Raw genomic sequence first — 18,817 nt, forward strand, 5'->3', positions numbered from 1 at the left:
CGCGCCGGGCTCACCCGCAGGTGTGATACCTGTCGGAATTCCCAGCATTGTCGACTTAGTTGGTGGACAAAATCGACTCGAGTCGGCAGACTTCTGCGGATGGACCCACTGCTGGCCTTCGCCGGGCTTGGTGTCGGCGTCATCGTCGGGCTGACCGGGATGGGGGGCGGCGCGCTCATGACGCCGATCCTCGTGCTGTTCTTCGGCGTGCCGCCCCTCGCGGCCGTCTCCAGCGACCTGGCGGCCAGCGCGGTGATGAAGCCGTTCGGCGGGTTCGTGCACGCGCGGCGCGGGACGGTCAACTGGGCGCTCGTGCGATGGCTGTGCCTGGGCAGCGTGCCCAGCGCGTTCCTCGGCGTCCTGCTGATGCGGGCGATCGGCGGGGGTGAGCGGGTCCAGGACGTGGTGCGCACCGCGCTGGGAGTCGCCCTGTTGCTGGCCGTCGTGGGCCTGCTCGTCAAGACGTACCGCCGGGACAAGCCCACCACCGGCGAGCGCCCGGCGATCCGGATCCGGCCGGTCCCGACGGTGCTGCTGGGGGCGCTCGGCGGCCTCGTGGTCGGCATGACCTCGGTCGGGTCGGGGTCGCTGATCATCGTGATCCTGCTCGCGCTGTACCCGGCGCTGCGGCCCGGCGACCTGGTCGGCACCGACCTGGTGCAGGCGATCCCGCTGGTGTTCTCCGCCGCGCTCGGGCACGCGCTGTTCGGCGACCTCAAGCTCGACCTCGCCGCGGCGGTGCTCGTCGGGTCGGTGCCGGGCGTGCTCATCGGGGCGCGGCTGTCGTCCCGGGCGCCGGCCGGGGTCGTGCGGGCGGCCCTGATCATCGTGCTCATCGCGAGCGCGTTGAAGCTGTTCGCGGTACCGACGGGAACTGTTCTTCTGATCGTCGCCGCGGCGACGGCGCTCGCGGTGGCCGAGGGGGCGCGCCGGCGGGGGCGAGCGCGGACGACGCCACGAGATCCGGGCACCGACGACGAGACGAACGCGAACGGGGCAGAATCAGCGAGTGGAGTGGTACCACGCTGACTCTCTAGGAGTTTCCTGATGCCTCGGCTCAACCATCTGCCCGAGTGGTCCGCGCTGGCCAAGCACCGTGCGGAGCTCGGAGAGGTGCACCTGCGCGACCTGTTCGCCGAAGACCCCGACCGGGGCAGCCGCTATTCGCTGCAGGTCGGCGACCTCTATCTCGACTACGGCAAGCACCTGGTCACCGATGAGACCCTGCGGCTACTGCAGGATCTCGCGGCGGCGCGCGGCGTGTTCGAGCTGCGCGACGCGATGTTCCGCGGCGACAAGATCAACTTTACCGAACACCGGGCCGTGCTGCACACCGCGCTGCGGGCGCCGCGGGACGCCGAGATTTACGTCGACGGCGAGAACGTGGTGCCGAAGGTGCACGCGGTGCTCGACCGGATGGCCGCGTTCGCCGACCGCATCCGCTCGGGCGAGTGGACCGGGCACACCGGCGAGCGGATCACCACGATCGTCAACATCGGCATCGGCGGCTCCGACCTGGGCCCGGCGATGGCCTACGAGGCGCTGCGCGCGTTCACGGACCGCTCGCTGACGTTCCGGTTCGTGTCCAACGTCGACGGCGCCGACCTGCACGAGGCCGTCCGCGACGCCGACCCGGCCCGCACGCTGTTCATCGTGTCGTCCAAGACGTTCACGACGATCGAGACGATCACCAACGCGACGGCCGCGCGCACGTGGCTGGTCGACGCGCTCGGCGACGAGGCCGCGGTGGCCAAGCACTTCGTCGCGGTGTCGACCAACGCCACCGAGGTCGCCAAGTTCGGCATCGACACGACGAACATGTTCGAGTTCTGGGACTGGGTCGGCGGCCGCTACTCCTACGACTCCGCCATCGGCCTGTCGCTGATGATCGCGCTGGGGCCGGACGGGTTCCGCGCCATGCTCGACGGTTTCCACCGCATGGACGAGCACTTCCGCACGGCGCCGCCCGCATCGAACGCGCCACTGCTGCTCGGCCTCCTCGGGATCTGGTACCGCAACTTCCACGACGCCCAGACCCACGCCGTGCTGCCGTACAGTCACTATCTGTCGCGGTTCACGGCGTACCTGCAGCAGCTCGACATGGAGTCCAACGGCAAGTCCGTCGACCGCGAGGGCAGGCCGGTCGAGTGGGCGACAGGCCCGATCGTGTGGGGCACCCCCGGCACCAACGGCCAGCACGCGTACTACCAGCTGATCCACCAGGGCACCGCGCTCATCCCCGCCGACCTGCTGGGCTTCGCGCGCCCGGTGGCCGAGCTCGGCGCCCTGGGCGGCCAGCACGACCTGCTGATGGCCAACCTGTTCGCGCAGGGCCAGGCCCTGGCGTTCGGCAAGCCGTCGGAGCAGGTCGCCGCGGAGGGCGTGGCGGAGGCCGAGGTGCCGCACCGCACGTTCCACGGCAACCGGCCCACGACGACGATCCTGGCCGACGAGCTGACGCCGTCGGTGCTGGGCCAGCTGATCGCGCTGTACGAGCACAAGGTCTTCGTCCAGGGCGCCATCTGGGACATCGACTCGTTCGACCAGTGGGGCGTCGAGCTGGGCAAGGTCCTGGCCAAGCGCATCGAGCCGGCGCTGACGTCGCCGTCCCCGGACCTGTCGGCCCTGGACTCGTCGACCGCGGCGCTCGTGGGCCGCTACCGCGAACTGCGCGACCGCTGACCATTCCCCGCGCGGGGCGGTCATCGATCGCCCCGCGCGTGGCGATGCGGCAAGAGGCCGCATCGCCCGGCGGGGACAGAGCCCGTCGCTGGGAGGTCGCTGTGCAGCGTCCCCTCGTGCGGGCGGCGTACGACGCCGCCGAAGTATGGTCGACGAGTGATCGGGGACGCCGATCTGCGCTTGATGTCGCCGGAGGAGCGGGCCGACCTCGCCCGGCGGCTTGCCGCGCTCGCGCCGCCGGTCACCCGGCGCTCGAGTGGGACCGCGGAGCGGGTGCGGCGACGGTTCGTCATCGTCGTCGGGGTCGCGAGCGTGCTGATGGTCCCGTGGGTCGTCGGGCTGTCGTTGACGCTGCCGCCGCGATACCTGGCCGGGCACTGGCGGGCCACCTGGGTCGGGTTCGATCTCGTGCTCGCCGCGGCGCTCGCGCTCACCGCCTGGGCGGCGCTGCGCCGGCGGCAGATCATGATCCTGGCCGGCGTGGTGAGCGCGACGCTGCTCGCGTGCGACGCGTGGTTCGACCTGCTGACCGCCTCCGGGCCCGACCGGTGGTTGAGCCTGGCCACCGCCCTGCTCGTCGAGTTGCCGCTGGCCGGGTGGCTGCTATTCATCTCGCACCACCTGGTGCGGCTCAGCATGCGGCGACTGCTGATCCTTTCCGGTCAGTCGCCGGACGTGACGCTGTGGCGGCTGCCGCTGCTGGGCGTTCCGCCCCGCCGCTGAGATCGCCGGGTGTGATCATAAACGGACTACGGCCGCGCCGCCGCGGAGAGCAACGGGGCGGCGCGGCCGTGTGCGCTCAGGGGCGGCGGTCCAGGGACACCGAGGCGGCCGCGGTGTCGACCTGCAGGGCGTAGCGGTCCGACGCGGTCGCCCAGCCCTGGCCGGCCACCGTGGTCCCGCCGGTGAGGTTCTTGCTGGACTGGTCGTCCAGGCGTACCTCGCCGATGGTGCCCGAGGCGCCCAGCGTGAGCTGCGCCGGCGGACCGGTCGGGGCGTGCACGGCGAGCCGGCCCACGCCGCCGACGTGGATGGGCATCGTGCCCTCGGGCTTGGGCACCGTGACATCGAGCTCCTGCACGCCGGCGAGGACCTCGATGCCGGCCAGGCGGCCGCTGCCGAAGTCCACGACCTGGCGCAGTCCGCCGCCGGCGAGCTTGAGCTGCCAGCGGACGTGGTCGTTGAGGTACACGTGCACGGTGGCCTGGCCCGCGATCTCCGTGCCGTTGAGGCGCAGCCGCACGGTGTCGCCGACCTCCTCCGCAACCGGAGAGACCTTGCTGCCGGGCAGGGTCGAGGCGCGGTACAGCAGGCCCTCGATCGGCTCGCTGTGGATGATGACGGACTCGACGCCGCTGACGACCTCCAGCTCCGCCGACTGCCGCGCGCCGAGGGAGCCCTGGACGCTGTGCACGACCTCGCTCGACGGGGGCGGCGGGTCGGCCTGGCGCGTGACGAGGACGAGCGCCACGAGTACCACTGCCACCGCGGCGAGACCAACGACGAACCGCAACTTCACCGGGGGTGCCCTTCCGGACGGACGCTGGTGGTGCCCGCACGCGGAGTGCGGGCACCACACAGGGACGGATGGATACAGATGGATACGGATGAATCAGGATGTATCAGGATGGATCAGGACAGAAACGGATGGATCAGGGGCTGGTGCAGGTCAGCGCCGGCGGGGTGGCCGGGGCCGTGCCGGTCGCGTTGAAGCCGAACGACGTGCTGGCGCCCGGGCCGAGGACCCGGTTCCAGTCGACGTTCTGCACCGCCACGTTCGGTGGCTGGCTGGTGAGGGTGCCGTTCCACGGCGCGCCCTCGAAGCCCTGACCGCCGGTGTACGTCCAGCGCACCGTCCACCCGTTGAGGGTCGATGAGCCGGCGTTCTTGACGGTCACCTCGACCTGGAAGTGCCCGGCCCAGCTGCTCGGCACGATGGCCCAGGTGGCGGTGCAGCCGGAGCCCGACGGGCCCGGGGAGGCCGACGCCGAACGCGAGGCCGACGCCGAGGCGGACGCCGAACGCGAGGCCGACGGCGACGCGGACGCCGAACGCGAGGCGGACGGCGACACCGACGGCGAGGCCGACGCCGAGCGCGACGGCGACGCCGACGTGCTGGGCTGGGTGCCGCCGACACCGGTCACCTCGCCGTGGCCGCCGTCGAAGACGACGTCGGAGCAGCTGAAGAAGTTCTCCTGGCTGTCCGAGCGCACCCACTGGATGAACAGGATGTGCCGGCCGGTCTTGCCCGCGGGCAGGGTGGTGTCCCAGTAGTAGTAGTTGAAGCCGCCCGGGCCGCCGGACTGCGGCGGGTCGGTCACGCTCCAGAACGACTCCAGGTCACCCCACGCGAGCGGGGTGGTCGGGTTCCAGCCGTTCTTGGTGATGTACATGCGGAACGTGCCGGGGTGGGCGGCCCAGTTGCTGTAGTGCAGCTGGATCGTGGAGCCGGCGGTCAGGTGCGTGGTCGGCCAGTCGGTGCGGGCGGCGTTGTAGGCGTCGTACTTCGTGGTGCCGGCGCCGCAGATCTGCCCGTCCGGGATGTAGCCGGTGGTGCGCCCGTTGGCGTCGGAGCGCAGGACGCCGAACCAGTCGTACAGCGGCTGCTGGCCGCCCTGGGCGACGGCGTCGGCGCAGGCCGGGTTGGTGGGGATGATCTGGCCGTTGGCCTGCAGGCCGTCGACGTAGCACAGGTACGTGCGGCTGCCGGGCACGAGCGCGACACCGTGCGCGTGTGCGGATCCCGGCGCGACCAGGACGGCCGCGACGAGCGCCGCCGCGGTGACCACGGACGGCCACAGCGCGCGTCTGACGAATCTTGCCAAGGTAGGTACCTCCTCGAGTCTGGGGCACGGCGGAGTAGCTCGGCTCCCACGAGGTAGGCGCAGTGTCGGCGGACGACCCGCCGATTGGCAAGCATGATCATGAATGTGTGCGTGCGGGGCGTGAAACTTACGCGAGCCGGGCCGGCGGCCGCTCCGCCCGGCGCCGCAGCGAGCGGCACCCCCTCACCACCGCGCCGCCCGCGAGTCGCCGGCGGCGCGGTGGTCGTCCATCTCGGTCAGTCGACCTCCACCGCGGCGGCGGCGAACTGGGCGGAGTACAGGCGGGCGTAGGCGCCGCCCGCGGCGAGCAGGGAGTCGTGCGTGCCCTGCTCGACGATGCTGCCGTGCTCCATGACCAGGATCAGGTCGGCGTCGCGGATGGTGGACAGGCGGTGGGCGATGACGAAGCTCGTCCGGCCCGCGCGCAGGGTGCTCATCGCGCGCTGGATGAGGACCTCGGTGCGGGTGTCGACGGAGCTCGTCGCCTCGTCGAGGATGAGGATCGTCGGCTCGGCCAGGAACGCGCGGGCGATCGTGATGAGCTGCTTCTCCCCCGCACTGACGCCGGCGCCCTCCTCGTCGATGACCGTCTCGTAGCCCTCGGGGAGGGTACGCACGAACCGGTCGGCGTGCGCGGCCTCGGCGGCCGCGACGATCTTCTCCGGGGTGGGATGGTCGGCGCCGTACGCCAGGTTCTCCGCGATCGTGCCCTGGAACAACCAGGTGTCCTGCAGCACCATGCCGATCTGTTCGCGCAGCTCGTCACGCGACATCGTGGCGATGTCGACGTCGTCGAGCAGGATCCGGCCGCCGGACAGGTCGTAGAACCGCATGACGAGGTTGACCAGCGTGGTCTTGCCGGCGCCGGTCGGGCCGACGATCGCGACGGTCTGGCCCGGCTCGACGCTCAGCGACAGATCCTCGATGAGCGGCTCGTCGGGCTTGTAACGGAACGAGACGTGCTCGAACGTGACCTTGCCGCGGACCTGCTCCGGGCGGGCCGGCGCGGCCGGCTCCGGGGTCTGCTCGGCCGCGTCGAGCAGCTGGAAGACCCGCTCGGCCGAGGCGATGCCGGACTGCACGAGGTTGGCCATGCTGGCGACCTGCGTCAGCGGCTGGGAGAACTGCCGGGAGTACTGGATGAACGCCTGCACGTCGCCCAGCGACATCGTGCCGGAGGCCACGCGCAGGCCGCCGACGACGGCGACGAGCACGTAGTTGATGTTGCCGATGAACATCATCGCGGGCTGGATCAGCCCGGAGATGAACTGGGCGCGGAACGACGAGGCGAACAGGGCGTCGTTGTGCTCGTCGAACGTACCGGCGGCCTCCTCCTGCCGGCCGAAGATCTTCACGACCGAGTGGCCGGTGAACATCTCCTCGATGTGGCCGTTGAGCCGGCCGGTGCTCGCCCACTGCTTGACGAACTCCGGCTGGGACTTCTTGCCGACGCGGGCGGCGACGAACACCGACACCGGAACGGTGACCAGCGCGATGACCGCCAGCAGCGGGGAGATCCAGAACATCATGCCGAGGACCGCGATGATGGTCAGCAGCGACGTGAGCAGCATGCTCATCGACTGCTGCAGCGTCATCGCGATGTTGTCGGTGTCGTTGGTGGCGCGGCTGAGCACCTCACCGCGGGGCTGCTGGTCGAAGTAGCTCAGCGGCAACCGGGCGAGCTTGAGCTGGACCTGCTCGCGCAGCCGGAAGACGGTGCGCTGCACGACGACCGTGGTGAGCCGGGCCTGCAGCAGGCCGAAGATCCAGGCGAAGAGGTACACCACCGCGACCCACAGCAGCACCCGCTCGAGCCGGTCGAAGTCGATGCCCCGGCCCGGCACCAGGTTGGTCATGCCCGACAGCAGGTCGGCGAAGCGGTTGTTGCCCTGCGCGCGCAGGGCCTCGATCGCCTGCTCCTTCGTGGTGCCGGCGGGGATCTTCTTGCTGACGATGCCCTCGAAGATGACGTCGGTGGCGTGGCCGAGCAGCCGCGGGCCGAGCACCGACAGCACGACGCTGGCGATGCCGAACACCAGCACCACGGCGACGACGAGCCGGTCGGGGGCGAGCATCTTCAGCAGCCGCTTGGCGGAGCCCTTGAAGTCCTCGAGCTTGGCCGGCGGTCCGCCGCCCATCATCATCCGGCCGGGGCCGAACCCCGGGCCTCCGCCGGGGCGCGCGCCGCCCGCGGGTCGAGTCGGTGCACTCATGCCGTCACCTCCGCTTCGCTCCGGCAGCGGCACGAGTTGAATCTGCGCTCCTGATGAGCGGCCACTCCGCTGCGCTCCGTACCGCTCATGCCGCCGCCTCCTGCTCGGTCAGCTGGGACAGGACGATCTCGCGGTAGGTCTCGTTGTCGTCCATGAGTTCCTGGTGGGTGCCGATGCCGACCACGCGGCCCTCGTCGAGCACGACGATGCGGTCGGCGTCGCGGATGGTGCTGACCCGCTGGGCGACGATGACCACCGTCGCGCCGGCGATCTCGGTGCGCAGCGCCTCGCGCAGGGCCGCGTCGGTGGCGTAGTCCAGCGCCGAGAACGAGTCGTCGAACAGGTAGACCTCGGGGCGGGCGACCAGGGTCCGGGCGATCGCCAGGCGCTGGCGCTGCCCGCCGGAGACGTTGGTGCCGCCCTGCGCGATCGGCGCGGCGAGCCCCTCGGGCATGGCGCGGACGAAGTCGGCCGCCTGCGCAACCTCCAGCGCCTGCCAGAGCTCCTCGTCGGTGGCGTCGGGCCGGCCGTAGCGCAGGTTGGACGCGACGGTGCCGGAGAACAGGTACGGCTTCTGCGGCACCATGCTCACGGTCCGCGCCAGCAGCGCGGGGTCGAGCCGGCGCACGTCGACGCCGTCGACGAGCACGGTGCCGCCGGTGGCGTCGAACAGCCGCGGCACGAGGTTGAGCAGCGTCGTCTTCCCCGCGCCGGTACTGCCGATGATCGCGGTCGTCTGCCCCGGGTGCGCGACGAGGTCGACGCCGGAGAGCACGGCCGACTCCGCGCCCGGGTAGTGGAACGACACGCCCCGCAGCTCGAGCTCGCCGTGGACGTCGAGGCTCGTGACCGCCTCGTCCGGCGGATGGACGCTGGACTCGGCGTCGAGGACCTCCTGGATGCGCTCGGCGCACACCTCGGCCCGCGGGATCATGACGAACATGAACGTCGCCATCATCACCGACATGAGGATCTGCATGAGGTAGCTCAGGAACGCCGTCAGCGCGCCGACCTCCATGCCGCCGCTGTCGATGCGCTGCGCGCCGAACCACAGCACAAGGATGCTGGAGGCGTTGACGACGAGCATGACGGTCGGAAACATCAGCGACATCAGCCGGCCCACGGCCAGCGACACGTCGCGCAGCTCGGCGTTGGTCTGGGCGAAGCGGACCCGCTCCTGCTCGTCGCGGACGAACGCGCGGATGACCCGGATGCCGGTGATCTGCTCGCGGATGACGCGGTTGACCAGGTCGATGCGCACCTGCATGAGCCGGAACAGCGGCCGCATCCGCACCACGATGAGCGCGATCAGGCCGATGAGCACCGGCGTGACCACGAGCAGCAGCCCGGACAGCGGCACGTCCTGCTTGAGCGCCAGGATGATGCCGCCGACGCACATGATCGGCGCCGACACCATGAGCGTGAACGTCATCAGGACCAGCATCTGGACCTGCTGGATGTCGTTGGTGGTGCGCGTGATCAGCGACGGGGCGCCGAACTCGCCGACCTCCCGGGCGCTGAGCCGCTGGACCTGGGCGAACAGGCCGGCCCGCACGTCGCGGCCGAGCGCCATCGCCGTCCGCGCGCCGAAGAAGACCGCGGCGGCCGAGCACACGATCTGCACGAGCGTCACGCCGAGCATGAAGCCGCCGATGCGCAGGATGTAGCCGGTGTCGCCGGTGATGACCCCGCGGTCGATGATGTCGGCGTTGAGGGTCGGCAGGTAGAGGGTGGCGAGTGTCTGCACCAGCTGCAGCACCACCACCAGGGTGATCGGCCCGCGATAGGGCCGCAGGTACGTTCGCAGCAGACGGATCAGCATCGGTCAGGCTTCTCCCGGATCGCTTGGTACAGCGGGACGTTTGAGCAGGCCGTCGAGCAGGACGGCAACGATCTCGTCGGGCGTGAACAGCTCTTCGGTGGGCAGGTCGCCCCGCACCGCGCTCACGACCAGGGCGAACAGCAGCCGGGCGGTGGTGTCGGGGCTGCGCCGCAGCAGCGCCCGGTCGGGCTCGACCAGCGCGGCGACGGCGTCGGTGAGCCGGCGGCGGCTCTCGATCAGCGCCCCCATCGGCGACTCGTCGGCCGGGAACGGCATGGTCCGGGCGAGCATCATCAGCGGTACCGAACCCTCGACCCGGCGCAGCAGGATCGCCGCCGCGTCGCTGAGCCGCTCGCGCAGCGGCGCCTGCGGATCGATCGCCGACAGCGCCCGCAGCACCGGGCCCGGCTCGAAGGCGCTGCACAGCGCGGTCGACAGCAGGGACGCCTTGTCGGGGAAGACGCCGAAGATGGTGCCCTCCGCGACGCCGGCGGCCTCGGCGATCTGCCGGGTCGTCACCGCCGCGCCGTGGGTGCGCAGCAGCGGCAGCGTCGCGGCGACGAGCGCCGCCCGCCGGTCGTCGGGCGCCAGCGCGGGCACCCGTCGCCGCCGGCTCTGCTGCTGCTTCGCATTCACGGCGACACTGTAATGAGCGAGTACTCACTCGAACAAGCGAGTTTCTCTGACGGCGAACCACGGCGAACGTCCGCAACCGTGCCGCAACGCTGCGTGACCGGGCGCGGCTCCCGGGTATCACCAGAATGGTCCCAACGAGCCGAAAGGGTGCCCAGCATGCACGACGTCGACGAGGAAGCCAGGCTGTCGGCCCTGCACAGCTACGGCGTGCTCGACGCGCCCCGCCCCGCCGAGCTCGACGAACTGACCCGGCTGGCGGCATCGGTCTTCAGCACCCCGATGTCGGCGGTGTCGCTCATCGACCGCGACCGGCAGTGGTTCGCCGGCAAGACCGGCATCGCCGACGACCAGACGCCCCGCGACGTCTCCTTCTGTGTGCACACGATACCGACCCGCCGGCCGCTCGTGGTGCCCGACGCGCGCCGACGGGCGCTTCCACTCCTACGCCAACGTGACCGGCGAACCGCACATCCGCTTCTACGCCGGCGCGCCGCTCATCGACGACGGCGGCTTCGCCCTCGGCGCGATGTGCGTCGTCGACGACCGCCCCGGCGACCTCGGCCCACGCCAGCGCGAGGCGCTGCAAACGCTGTCGCGCCAGGCGACCGGGCACCTGTCGCTGATGCGCAGCCGGCTGATGCTCGCCGAGCTCGGCGACGAGCTGGCCCGGGCCACCCAGCGGGAGGAGGACCTGATCGCGACCATCTCCCCGTGAGCTGCGCACGCCGGTCACGGCCATCCAGGGGTACCTCGAGCTGCTCGCCGAGGACGAGCAGCTGGCCTGCTACAACCGCCTCGTCGAGCCGATCCACCGCAACGGCCAGCGGCTCGTCGGCATGGTCGACCACCTGCTCAACGGCACCCGCTCCGCCGACGCCCCGCTGCTGCTGCACCGCACGCCGGTCGAGCTGCACATGGTGCTCGCCGCCGCGGTCCAGTCGTGCGCTGCGGTGGCCGAGCCGCGCGGCGTCGAGGTCGTCGTCGAGCCGGCCACCCAGGCGTCGGTCGTCTCGGTCGACGCGGCCCGGCTCACGCAAGCGGTGCAGCAGCTGGTGCGCAACGCGATCCTGTTCACGCCGCCCGGCGGCACGGTCACGGTCCGCGCCGTCTACACGCCCGCGCCGACCATCGAGGTCGCCGATACCGGCGTCGGCATCCCCGCCGACGAGCTGCCGTACGTGTTCCAGCGCTTCTTCCGCGGCCGCCACGCCCGCCGCCAGGCCGTGCCCGGCGTGGGCCTGGGCCTGCACATCGCCCAGGAGGCCGCGGCCGCGCACGGCGGGCGGATCACGCTGAGCTCGGCCGGCGCCGGCACGACCGCCCGCCTGACCCTGCCGTAGCGGGTGCACCGGCGCACCCGGGCACCCGTAATCGCCCACGGGTGGGCGTTTGCCGGTCGGGGCCCGGGTAGAGCGCCGCCCGTGCTGACGAACCTCGCCCACCTGGACTCGCTGCGGGTCCGCATCACGCCGCCGGCCATCGCCGGGCACACCACCTACCGGCTCGCCGAGGAGCCGGAGGTCGAGGTCTTGTGGACCTACGCGGGGCGGCTGCCCGACGGCAGCTACCTGCCCTGCGGGGGCGGCGATCAGGCCGGTGACGGCGACTACACCCAGGGGGCGTTCAACGCCGACGACATCGCCCGCGCGGCCGTGGTGTACACCCGGCACTGGCGGGCGACCGGCGCGGCGACCAGCCGGGCGGCGGCGCGGCAGCTGCTGCGCGGGCTGTGCTTCCTGCAGACCGCGCCGGAGGACGACACCGATCCGCGGGCCGGCAACGTGGTGCTGTGGCAGCAGCCCGACGGTCGGCTCAACGCCAGCGCCGAGCCGACCGAGCGGCCCGACCCGTCCGACAGCGCCGAGTCGGCCTGGCTGGCCCGCACGATCTGGGCCCTGGGCGAGGGCTACGCCGCCTTCCACGGCGACGACCCGGCGTTCGCGGCATTCCTGCGGGTGCGGCTGCGGCTGGCCGCCGGGGCGGTGCGGCGGCAGGTGCTGTGCCGGTACGGCCAGTGGCGCCTCGTCGACGACACCGCCACGCCCGCCTGGCTCATCGCCGACGGCGCCGACCTGACCGGCGAGGCGCTGCTGGGGCTGTGCGAGTACACCCGGATCAGCGACGACGAGGACGCCCGCAAGGTCCTGGAGCAGCTCGCCGAGGCGGTCACCGCGATGCGCACCGGCACGCCGTGGACGTGGCCGTTCGGGGCGGTGCTGCCGAGCGGGCTCTCGCGCACCGAATGGCACGGCTGGGCCGGGCTGGCGCCGGCGGCGCTGGCGCGCGTGTACGAGGTGTGCGGCGACCTGTCGGCCCGCGACGCGGCGCTGGCGGACGCGGCGTCGTTCACCCCGCACCTGCTGGTGGGCGGCGGACCGGACAACCTGCGGGTGGCGATGCCGGGCGCGCGGGAGGCGATGACGCTCGACGGGGTGCAGCTGGCCTACGGTGCGCACTCGCGGGTCGAGTCGCTGCTGGCCACGGGACGGGTGACCGGGCGGCCGGCGCTCACGACCCTGGCCGGGGTGGCCGGGTCGTGGTTCTTCGGCAACAACCCGGCGGGCTCCCCGATGTACGACCCGGCGACCGGGATCACCTACGACGGCATCGACGTCGAGGACGCCGCCGACGGCGGGGCCGGGGTGGTGCACCGCGACGCCGGGGCCGAGTCCACGATCCACGGACTGCTGGCGATGCTGGCCCTGGACGCCGAGCCGCACGCGGCAGCGGTCGCCCGGATCGCCGAGGCGACCGTACGCATCGAAGGAGCGGAGTTGCACTCGATGGCTCTGGCCGACCCGCTGACCGGCGCGCACCTGACGCTGCTGCGCAGCATGGCCACCAGCACGCGCGCCGCCGACGTGGTGGTGCCCGGCGACACCCCGGCGACGGTGAGCGTCAACGACCCGGGCGGCGAGGAGCTGGAGCACTACACGACGACGGCGGGCCGGATCCGGGTCCTGGTCCCGGCTGGCGGCTTCACGACCGTCGTCCAGCCGGGCGGCTACGACACGCCCTGAGGTGTCAGGCGCCGGTGCGAGCCGTGGCCGCCGAGCGTGAGCCGCGGCTCGTGTGGCCCACTACGTCCCGTGTTGCACGTCCTAGGAAGCTAGGAACCAACGCCCGAGCCGGCGGTTCACAGGCCGCGCCCAGGTTGCTGACAACCACCGGACAGCCACGACCCCGAGAGTCATGGAATGACCACGACGACGCTGCCCAGCCCGCCCCGGTCCGCCGCCGCGCGGCCCAGACACGAGGCCCCGGCGGCCCGCCCGGCCTGGCAACGCCCCGCGCTCGCCGCACTGCTGCTGCTGACCGCGGTGCTGTACCTGTGGCGCCTCGCCGACTCCGGCACCGCGAACGGCTTCTACGCCGCCGCCGTGCAGGCCGGCACGCAGAGCTGGAAGGCGCTGCTGTTCGGCTCGCTGGACGCCGGCAACGTCATCACGGTCGACAAACCGCCCGCGTCGCTGTGGGTGATGGGCCTGTCCGGCCGGATCTTCGGCTTCAACAGCTGGAGCCTGCTGGTCCCCCAGGCCCTGGAGGGCGTGGCGGCGGTCGCGCTGCTCTACGCCACCGTGAAGCGCCACTTCGGCGCCGCCGCAGGCCTGTTCGCCGGGGCCGCGTTCGCGCTCACCCCCGTGGCCGTGCTCATGTTCCGTTTCGACAACCCCGACGCCCTGCTGGTCCTGCTGCTCGTCGCCGGCGCGTACTGCACGACCCGCGCCGTGGAGAAGGCCTCCCCGCTGTGGCTCTCGCTGGCCGCGACCGCGCTGGGCTTCGCGTTCCTCACGAAGATGCTGCAGGGCCTGCTGGTCCTGCCCGCGTTCGCCCTGGCATACCTCATCGCCGCCCCCACGACGTTCGCGCGCCGGTTCGTGCACCTGCTCACCGCGGGAGCCACCCTGGTCGTGTCCGCCGGCTGGTACGTCGCGCTCGTCGCCCTCTGGCCCGCCGGCTCCCGCCCGTACATCGGCGGCTCGACCGACAACAGCCTGCTCGAGCTCGCCCTCGGGTACAACGGCCTGGGCCGCATCCTGGGCGGCGACGGCAACCGCGGCGGGGGCGGCGGAGGCGGCGGTATGCGGAACACCGCGTTCGGCGGCGGCGCCGGCCTCACCCGCCTCTTCGGCGACAGCATGGGCAGCGAGATCTCGTGGCTCCTGCCGGCGGCGCTGATCGCCCTGGTCGCGGGCCTGTGGTTCACCCGCCGCGCCCCGCGGACCGACGCCATCCGGGCGGCCCTCGTCCTCTGGGGCGGCTGGCTGCTCGTCTCCGGCATCGTCTTCAGCTACATGTCCGGCACGATCCACCCGTACTACACCGTCGCCCTGGCCCCCGCGATCGCCGCCCTGGTGGCGATCGGCGCCCGCGAACTGTGGCGCGCCCGCGCCGCCACCCCCGCCCGCCTCGTCCTCGCCGCGATGGTCTTCGCCACCGCCGCCTGGGACTTCACGCTCCTGTCCCGCGACGCGTCCTGGACCCCGTGGCTGCGCTGGTCGGTCCTGATCGCCGGCGGCGCCGCCGCGGTCGCCGTCGCCGCCCTCGCCGGCATCACGGAAACCAACCCCGCACTGACCACCACGGCGCCGACCGGCCCAGCCGGTCCCCGCACCGCCGTGGCCAGCACCGCCAGGACCGGCACCGCCGGGGACGGCACCGCCGGGGACGGCACCGCCGGGGACGGCACGAACACTGCTGGGGTCAGCACCGTTGCGACCGGCGCCGGGACCGCAGCCATGAGGACCGCAGCACCGCGGTCCCATGCCGCCGGGGCCGGCGCGGGCCTCGGCTTCGGGCGCCGCCTGGCCGTGGTCGTGGCGCTGGCCGCGGTCCTCGCCGGCTTCGCCGGCACCGGCGCCTGGGCCCTGGCCACCGCGAGCCAGCCGCACGCCGGCGCGATCCCCAGCTCCGGCCCGGCCTCGAGCGCCATGGGCTTCGGCGGTCGCGGTTTCGGCGGCGGCATGGGCGGGTTCGGCGGCGCCGGCGAAAGCGGCAGCGGCCAGGAGCTCACCGCCCTGCTGAAGGCGACCACCACGAAGTGGGCCGCGGCCACCAACGGCGACCAGTCCGCCGCCGAGCTGGAGCTGGCGACCGGCAAGTCCGTCATCGCCATCGGCGGATGGGACGGCAGCGACCCGGCCCCGACCCTGGCCCAGTTCCAGGCCGCGGTCTCCCGCGGCGAGGTCGCCTACTACGTCAGCGGCGGCCGCGGCGGCATGGGCGGCGGCCGCGGCGAGATCGCCACCTGGGTGGCGGAGCACTACACGGCCGAGACGGTCGGCAACACCACCGTCTACAAGCTCACCAAATAGCCTCCCGACAGCGCCGTCGCAGTCTCACACGCACGAGCCCAGGTCGTGCAGGAGCTCCGACGCGCTCGCGGCGTCCAGCGCCGAGAACGGCACGCTCCGCTCGCGCGACCACGGATCCGCGCCCGGCGCGCAGATCCACACGTCGCTGAACCGCTGCTCCGGGAAGTGCGCCGGGTCGCCGAGCGCGATGCCGGGATCGAGGTCGACGATGAGCAGCGCGCCGCCGGGCAGGTCGCGCTCCATCCGCGACTGGTGGTCGCCCTCCCGCCCCTCCCGCCGCCACCCGCGCCGCTCGAGGCCGATCACCTTCACCGACAGCGCCTTGCGCTCGTTGAAGCGCCCCAGCCGGGTCGCCGCCCGCTCGTCGTCGCCCAGCCGGTGCACCTCCCGGCCCAGCTGCCGCAACGGCTGCAGGATCCCGTAGTCGGCGAACACCTCCGACCACGCCGGCACGTCGAGGTCGACGGGGTGCGCGACGCCGAGGAAGGCGTCGTCGGGCAGCCGGACCGGCTCGTCGGCGACGTCGGCGAGGCTGCGGTCCTCGGCGATGCGCAGCGCGGCGCCCGGCCGGTCGGGCCCCTCGCCGGTGATCCAGACCAGACGCCGGGCCAGCTGCCACAGCAGCGGGTGCTCCAGGAAGACCATCCGGAACTCGGCCGCGCGCCACCGCCGCCCGCCGACCATGGCCTGCTCGAGGCGGCGCACCTGCTCGGTGGCGACCTTCCGCGCCCCCTTCTTCGCCGCCGCGAACCGCTGCCGCGCCGCGGCGGCGAGCTCGGCGTCGTCGCTGGCCGCGGGCGGCGGGAGGTCCTTGCGCCGGGCGCCGTCCTCGTCGGCGACGTAAGGCTTCAGCTGCTCGTCGAACCCGGCGACGAACCGCCGCGGGCCGTAGTCGAGCACCGTCGTCGCGTCGGCGGCAAGGTCGAACCGGGGCACCAGCCGGTCGGCGAGCTGCTCGGAGGTGAGCCCGAGGGCGTCGGCGGCCTCGGTCAGGTTTTGCCCGGCGCGGGTGCGCACCGCCGGGGCCTTCGCCTTCGTGGACAGCTCGTGCAGGAGGCGCAGCGCGGCCTCCGTGCCGAAGGCTGCGAGCGCGTCGAGGCCGGCGGCGGCGCGCTTGTGGGCGCCCGCGTATGGCCACCGCTGCACCAGGTCGGCGAGCTGCGCCGCGCTCTCGTCGTCGCCGAGGACGGCCTGCGCGTCGAGCGCCCAGCTGCCCGCCGGCGGCGCGTCGGCCTCCTCCCAGCGGCACAGCAGCTCCCAGCCGAGGCGGGCCAGGTCGTGCGGCTCGCAGGCCTGGCGCACGTGGGCGATCCCGGCATACGGGTCGCCGAGCTTCGAGATCATGAGCATCGTCAGCAGGTGCCGCACCGCGGTCGCGGACAGGATCCCGGCGCCGTCGCGCAGCCGGACGGGCGGCAGGACGGCGGGGTCGGCCCACTCGGGCGGCTCGGGAATCCGCGACGGCAGCTGCCGGGCGAGCGGATCGGCGTCGAGCAGGGCGGCGATCGCCGCCGCGGCGGCCTCCCCGTGTCCGGCCGCGGCGCCCAGCACGGCGTCGCGGTGTCCGGCGTCGGCCAGGGCGAGCAGGGCGCGCTCCGCCCTGCGCCGCTGCGGGCCGGGCTTGGCCAGCGCGGCCGGGACGAGGGCCCGCGACGCCTCCGCCGGGTGCGCCCGCAGCCAGGCCGACGCGAACCGGCGGGCCGCCTTCAGCCGCGCGTGCCAGTCGGCCACGAGCAGCGCGATCTCGGGGCTGGTGAACGGCATCAGCATGGCACCGTCGGCCGGCCGCTGCCGGACGTGGTGCAGGATCGGCGGGATCGCGGCGACCCCGAACCGCGCGGCGGCCTGCGGCAGCCACCACCGGCTGTCCTCGCGCCGCCCGGGCCGATACGCCTCCAGCAGCGGCCCGGCCAGCTCCTGCGGGCCCGCGAGGAAGAGGCTTCGCGCGTCCCAGTGACGCGCCGTGCCCGCGCGCACGCCCTCGGCCAGCGCCTCGTAGTCCCTGTGCGGGCCGGGCCGCACCGGCGGCGTGGCCCGCACGAGGACCATGAGCCGCTCCCGCTCACCGGGCCGCCACGAGACGGCGGGCGCGTCGGTGCAGCGCAGGTCGGCGAGCACGACCGGCCGGGCGACCTTGCGGCGGGCCGTCCAGGGCGGCGTCGCCAGCACCGCGGGCAGCGCCTCCGGGGGCGCCTCTGCGACGCCGGTGCCGGCCGCGGGGCGCAGTCTCTCGGGGGCCAGGTCGGGGTGCCGGGCGACGTGCCGGCGCAGCAGCTCACCGACCCGGGGCCGGTCGGCGGAGGCCTCCAGCAGGCGCATGGCCCGCACCGGGAACCGGTCGGCGGCGTCGGCCACGGCGGTCTGCACGCCCCGGCGCGCGGCCCTGTCCAGCAGCGCCTGAAACGCCCGGTCGGTCGGGGTCGCCGCGAGGGCGCCGGCCATGAGGCGCAGGAACTCGGTGCCCGAATACCCACTGGCAATGCCCGTGCCGCCGGCCCAGTCGTCGTCGAACACGTCGAGGATGCCGTCGCCGATGCCCTCGGCGAGGGTGTGCAGCATGACCGCGGTGTGCAGGTGCCACCAGCCGGAGTCGTCCAGCCGCGGCACGACCATGGCGGCCTGCTCGGCGGTGCGGACCGACGCCATCAGCAGGACCGCGTGGGAGTGCTGGGCGGGAACGTCGCGCGCGTCCTGCTCCACCCAGTCCTGCTCGGCCGGGGCGAGGAACGACGCGGCGAGCCGGGTGAAGATCGAACCGGCCCTGGCCGCCCCGAGCGCCCGCACGGCCTGCGCGTAGACGTCGTCGGGGGCCTCGGCCAGCGCCGCCCGGATCGGCCCGAGCACCAGCTCGGAGATGTGCGCGCTGCTTCGCTCGCCCTGGCCCGCGAGCCGGGCGAGCGAGAGCGGGCCGTCCTCGTGATCCCGCCAATGCCGCGATGTGACCCACAGCCCGGCGAACTCGGCCCCGGCCCGGGCGGCGAAGACGACGCCGTGCCGGGCGATCCAGTCGTCGCCGACGGCCCGCACGTCGTCGATGGCATACCGCGCGCCGGTGCCGAGCAGGGCGGCCCACATCGCCGCGACGCCGAGGGGCGTCGGCTCCGCCCCGCCGTCGAGGACCGCAAGGCCCGCGGCGCGCAAATCCTCCGGTGTCTCCGCGTGCGCCAGCGGGCGGCGCGCAACGGATGCGTCGGGCAGCGCGGCGCCCGCCGGCTCGTAGCCGACCGGCACCCCGCCGCGGCGCGGGTGGATGCTGCGTCGCCACGACGCCGGGAGGACGAAGGTCTGTTCGGTCACGGGCCACAGGCTAACGAGACCCACCGA

General features: G+C 73.3%; 13 protein-coding genes. 7 read left to right on the top strand and 6 right to left on the bottom strand.

Going from position 1 to position 18,817, the window contains the following annotated elements:
- Positions 1 to 99 precede the first annotated feature (99 nt).
- The 3 genes from ACGFI8_RS24065 to ACGFI8_RS24075 all read left to right on the top strand — a co-directional run bounded on the left by ACGFI8_RS24065 (position 100) and on the right by ACGFI8_RS24075 (position 3,405).
- The gene (locus ACGFI8_RS24065; RefSeq protein WP_392808087.1) at positions 100 to 1,029 is read left to right on the top strand and encodes a sulfite exporter TauE/SafE family protein; all 930 of its coding nucleotides are present in this window, start codon (positions 100 to 102) and stop codon (positions 1,027 to 1,029) included.
- Positions 1,030 to 1,047: 18 nt separating this feature from the next.
- Entirely contained in the window at positions 1,048 to 2,682 is a 1,635-nt protein-coding gene (gene pgi, locus ACGFI8_RS24070; protein WP_392808088.1) for a glucose-6-phosphate isomerase, read from the top strand.
- A 156-nt stretch (positions 2,683 to 2,838) separates the two neighbouring features.
- Positions 2,839 to 3,405, top strand: a complete 567-nt coding sequence (locus ACGFI8_RS24075; protein WP_392808089.1) for a hypothetical protein — start codon at positions 2,839 to 2,841, stop codon at positions 3,403 to 3,405.
- Between the two features lie 76 nt (positions 3,406 to 3,481).
- Here the strand turns inward: ACGFI8_RS24075 and ACGFI8_RS24080 are convergent, their stop codons facing one another.
- The 5 genes from ACGFI8_RS24080 to ACGFI8_RS24100 all read right to left on the bottom strand — a co-directional run bounded on the left by ACGFI8_RS24080 (position 3,482) and on the right by ACGFI8_RS24100 (position 10,178).
- Positions 3,482 to 4,201: a hypothetical protein gene (locus tag ACGFI8_RS24080; protein WP_392808091.1), complete on the bottom strand. Its 720-nt coding sequence runs from the start codon at positions 4,199 to 4,201 to the stop codon at positions 3,482 to 3,484.
- Positions 4,202 to 4,334: 133 nt separating this feature from the next.
- Positions 4,335 to 5,507: a lytic polysaccharide monooxygenase gene (locus ACGFI8_RS24085; RefSeq protein ID WP_392808093.1), complete on the bottom strand. Its 1,173-nt coding sequence runs from the start codon at positions 5,505 to 5,507 to the stop codon at positions 4,335 to 4,337.
- 236 nt (positions 5,508 to 5,743) lie between these two features.
- Positions 5,744 to 7,720 carry an ABC transporter ATP-binding protein gene (locus ACGFI8_RS24090; RefSeq protein WP_392808094.1) on the bottom strand — a complete coding sequence of 659 codons (1,977 nt, stop codon included), beginning with the start codon at positions 7,718 to 7,720 and terminating at the stop codon, positions 5,744 to 5,746.
- A gap of 85 nt (positions 7,721 to 7,805) precedes the next feature.
- On the bottom strand, positions 7,806 to 9,542 hold the full coding sequence (locus ACGFI8_RS24095; RefSeq protein WP_392808095.1) for an ABC transporter ATP-binding protein: 1,737 nt from the start codon (positions 9,540 to 9,542) through the stop codon (positions 7,806 to 7,808).
- A gap of 3 nt (positions 9,543 to 9,545) precedes the next feature.
- Positions 9,546 to 10,178 (bottom strand): TetR/AcrR family transcriptional regulator, encoded by a 633-nt coding sequence (locus ACGFI8_RS24100; protein WP_392808097.1) that lies wholly within the window; start codon positions 10,176 to 10,178, stop codon positions 9,546 to 9,548.
- Positions 10,179 to 10,551: 373 nt separating this feature from the next.
- Between ACGFI8_RS24100 and ACGFI8_RS24105 the strand changes: the two genes are divergently transcribed.
- The 4 genes from ACGFI8_RS24105 (at position 10,552) to ACGFI8_RS24120 (ending at position 15,493) form a co-directional block, all read left to right on the top strand.
- Positions 10,552 to 10,893, top strand: coding sequence for a GAF domain-containing protein (locus tag ACGFI8_RS24105; protein ID WP_392808099.1), 342 nt, complete (start codon positions 10,552 to 10,554; stop codon positions 10,891 to 10,893).
- A 121-nt stretch (positions 10,894 to 11,014) separates the two neighbouring features.
- Positions 11,015 to 11,518 (top strand): sensor histidine kinase, encoded by a 504-nt coding sequence (locus tag ACGFI8_RS24110; protein ID WP_392808101.1) that lies wholly within the window; start codon positions 11,015 to 11,017, stop codon positions 11,516 to 11,518.
- An 81-nt stretch (positions 11,519 to 11,599) separates the two neighbouring features.
- On the top strand, positions 11,600 to 13,198 hold the full coding sequence (locus ACGFI8_RS24115) for a hypothetical protein (protein WP_392808102.1): 1,599 nt from the start codon (positions 11,600 to 11,602) through the stop codon (positions 13,196 to 13,198).
- Between the two features lie 177 nt (positions 13,199 to 13,375).
- A complete protein-coding gene (locus ACGFI8_RS24120) occupies positions 13,376 to 15,493 on the top strand; it encodes a glycosyltransferase family 39 protein (RefSeq protein ID WP_392808104.1) in 2,118 nt (705 codons plus the stop codon).
- Positions 15,494 to 15,517: 24 nt separating this feature from the next.
- Here ACGFI8_RS24120 and ACGFI8_RS24125 read toward each other — a convergent pair whose 3' ends face one another.
- Entirely contained in the window at positions 15,518 to 18,790 is a 3,273-nt protein-coding gene (locus ACGFI8_RS24125) for a DUF4132 domain-containing protein (RefSeq protein WP_392808106.1), read from the bottom strand.
- Positions 18,791 to 18,817: the final 27 nt, after the last annotated feature.

The organism is Dactylosporangium sp. NPDC048998, from assembly GCF_043197855.1.
Classification (GTDB): Bacteria; Actinomycetota; Actinomycetes; order Mycobacteriales; family Micromonosporaceae; genus Dactylosporangium.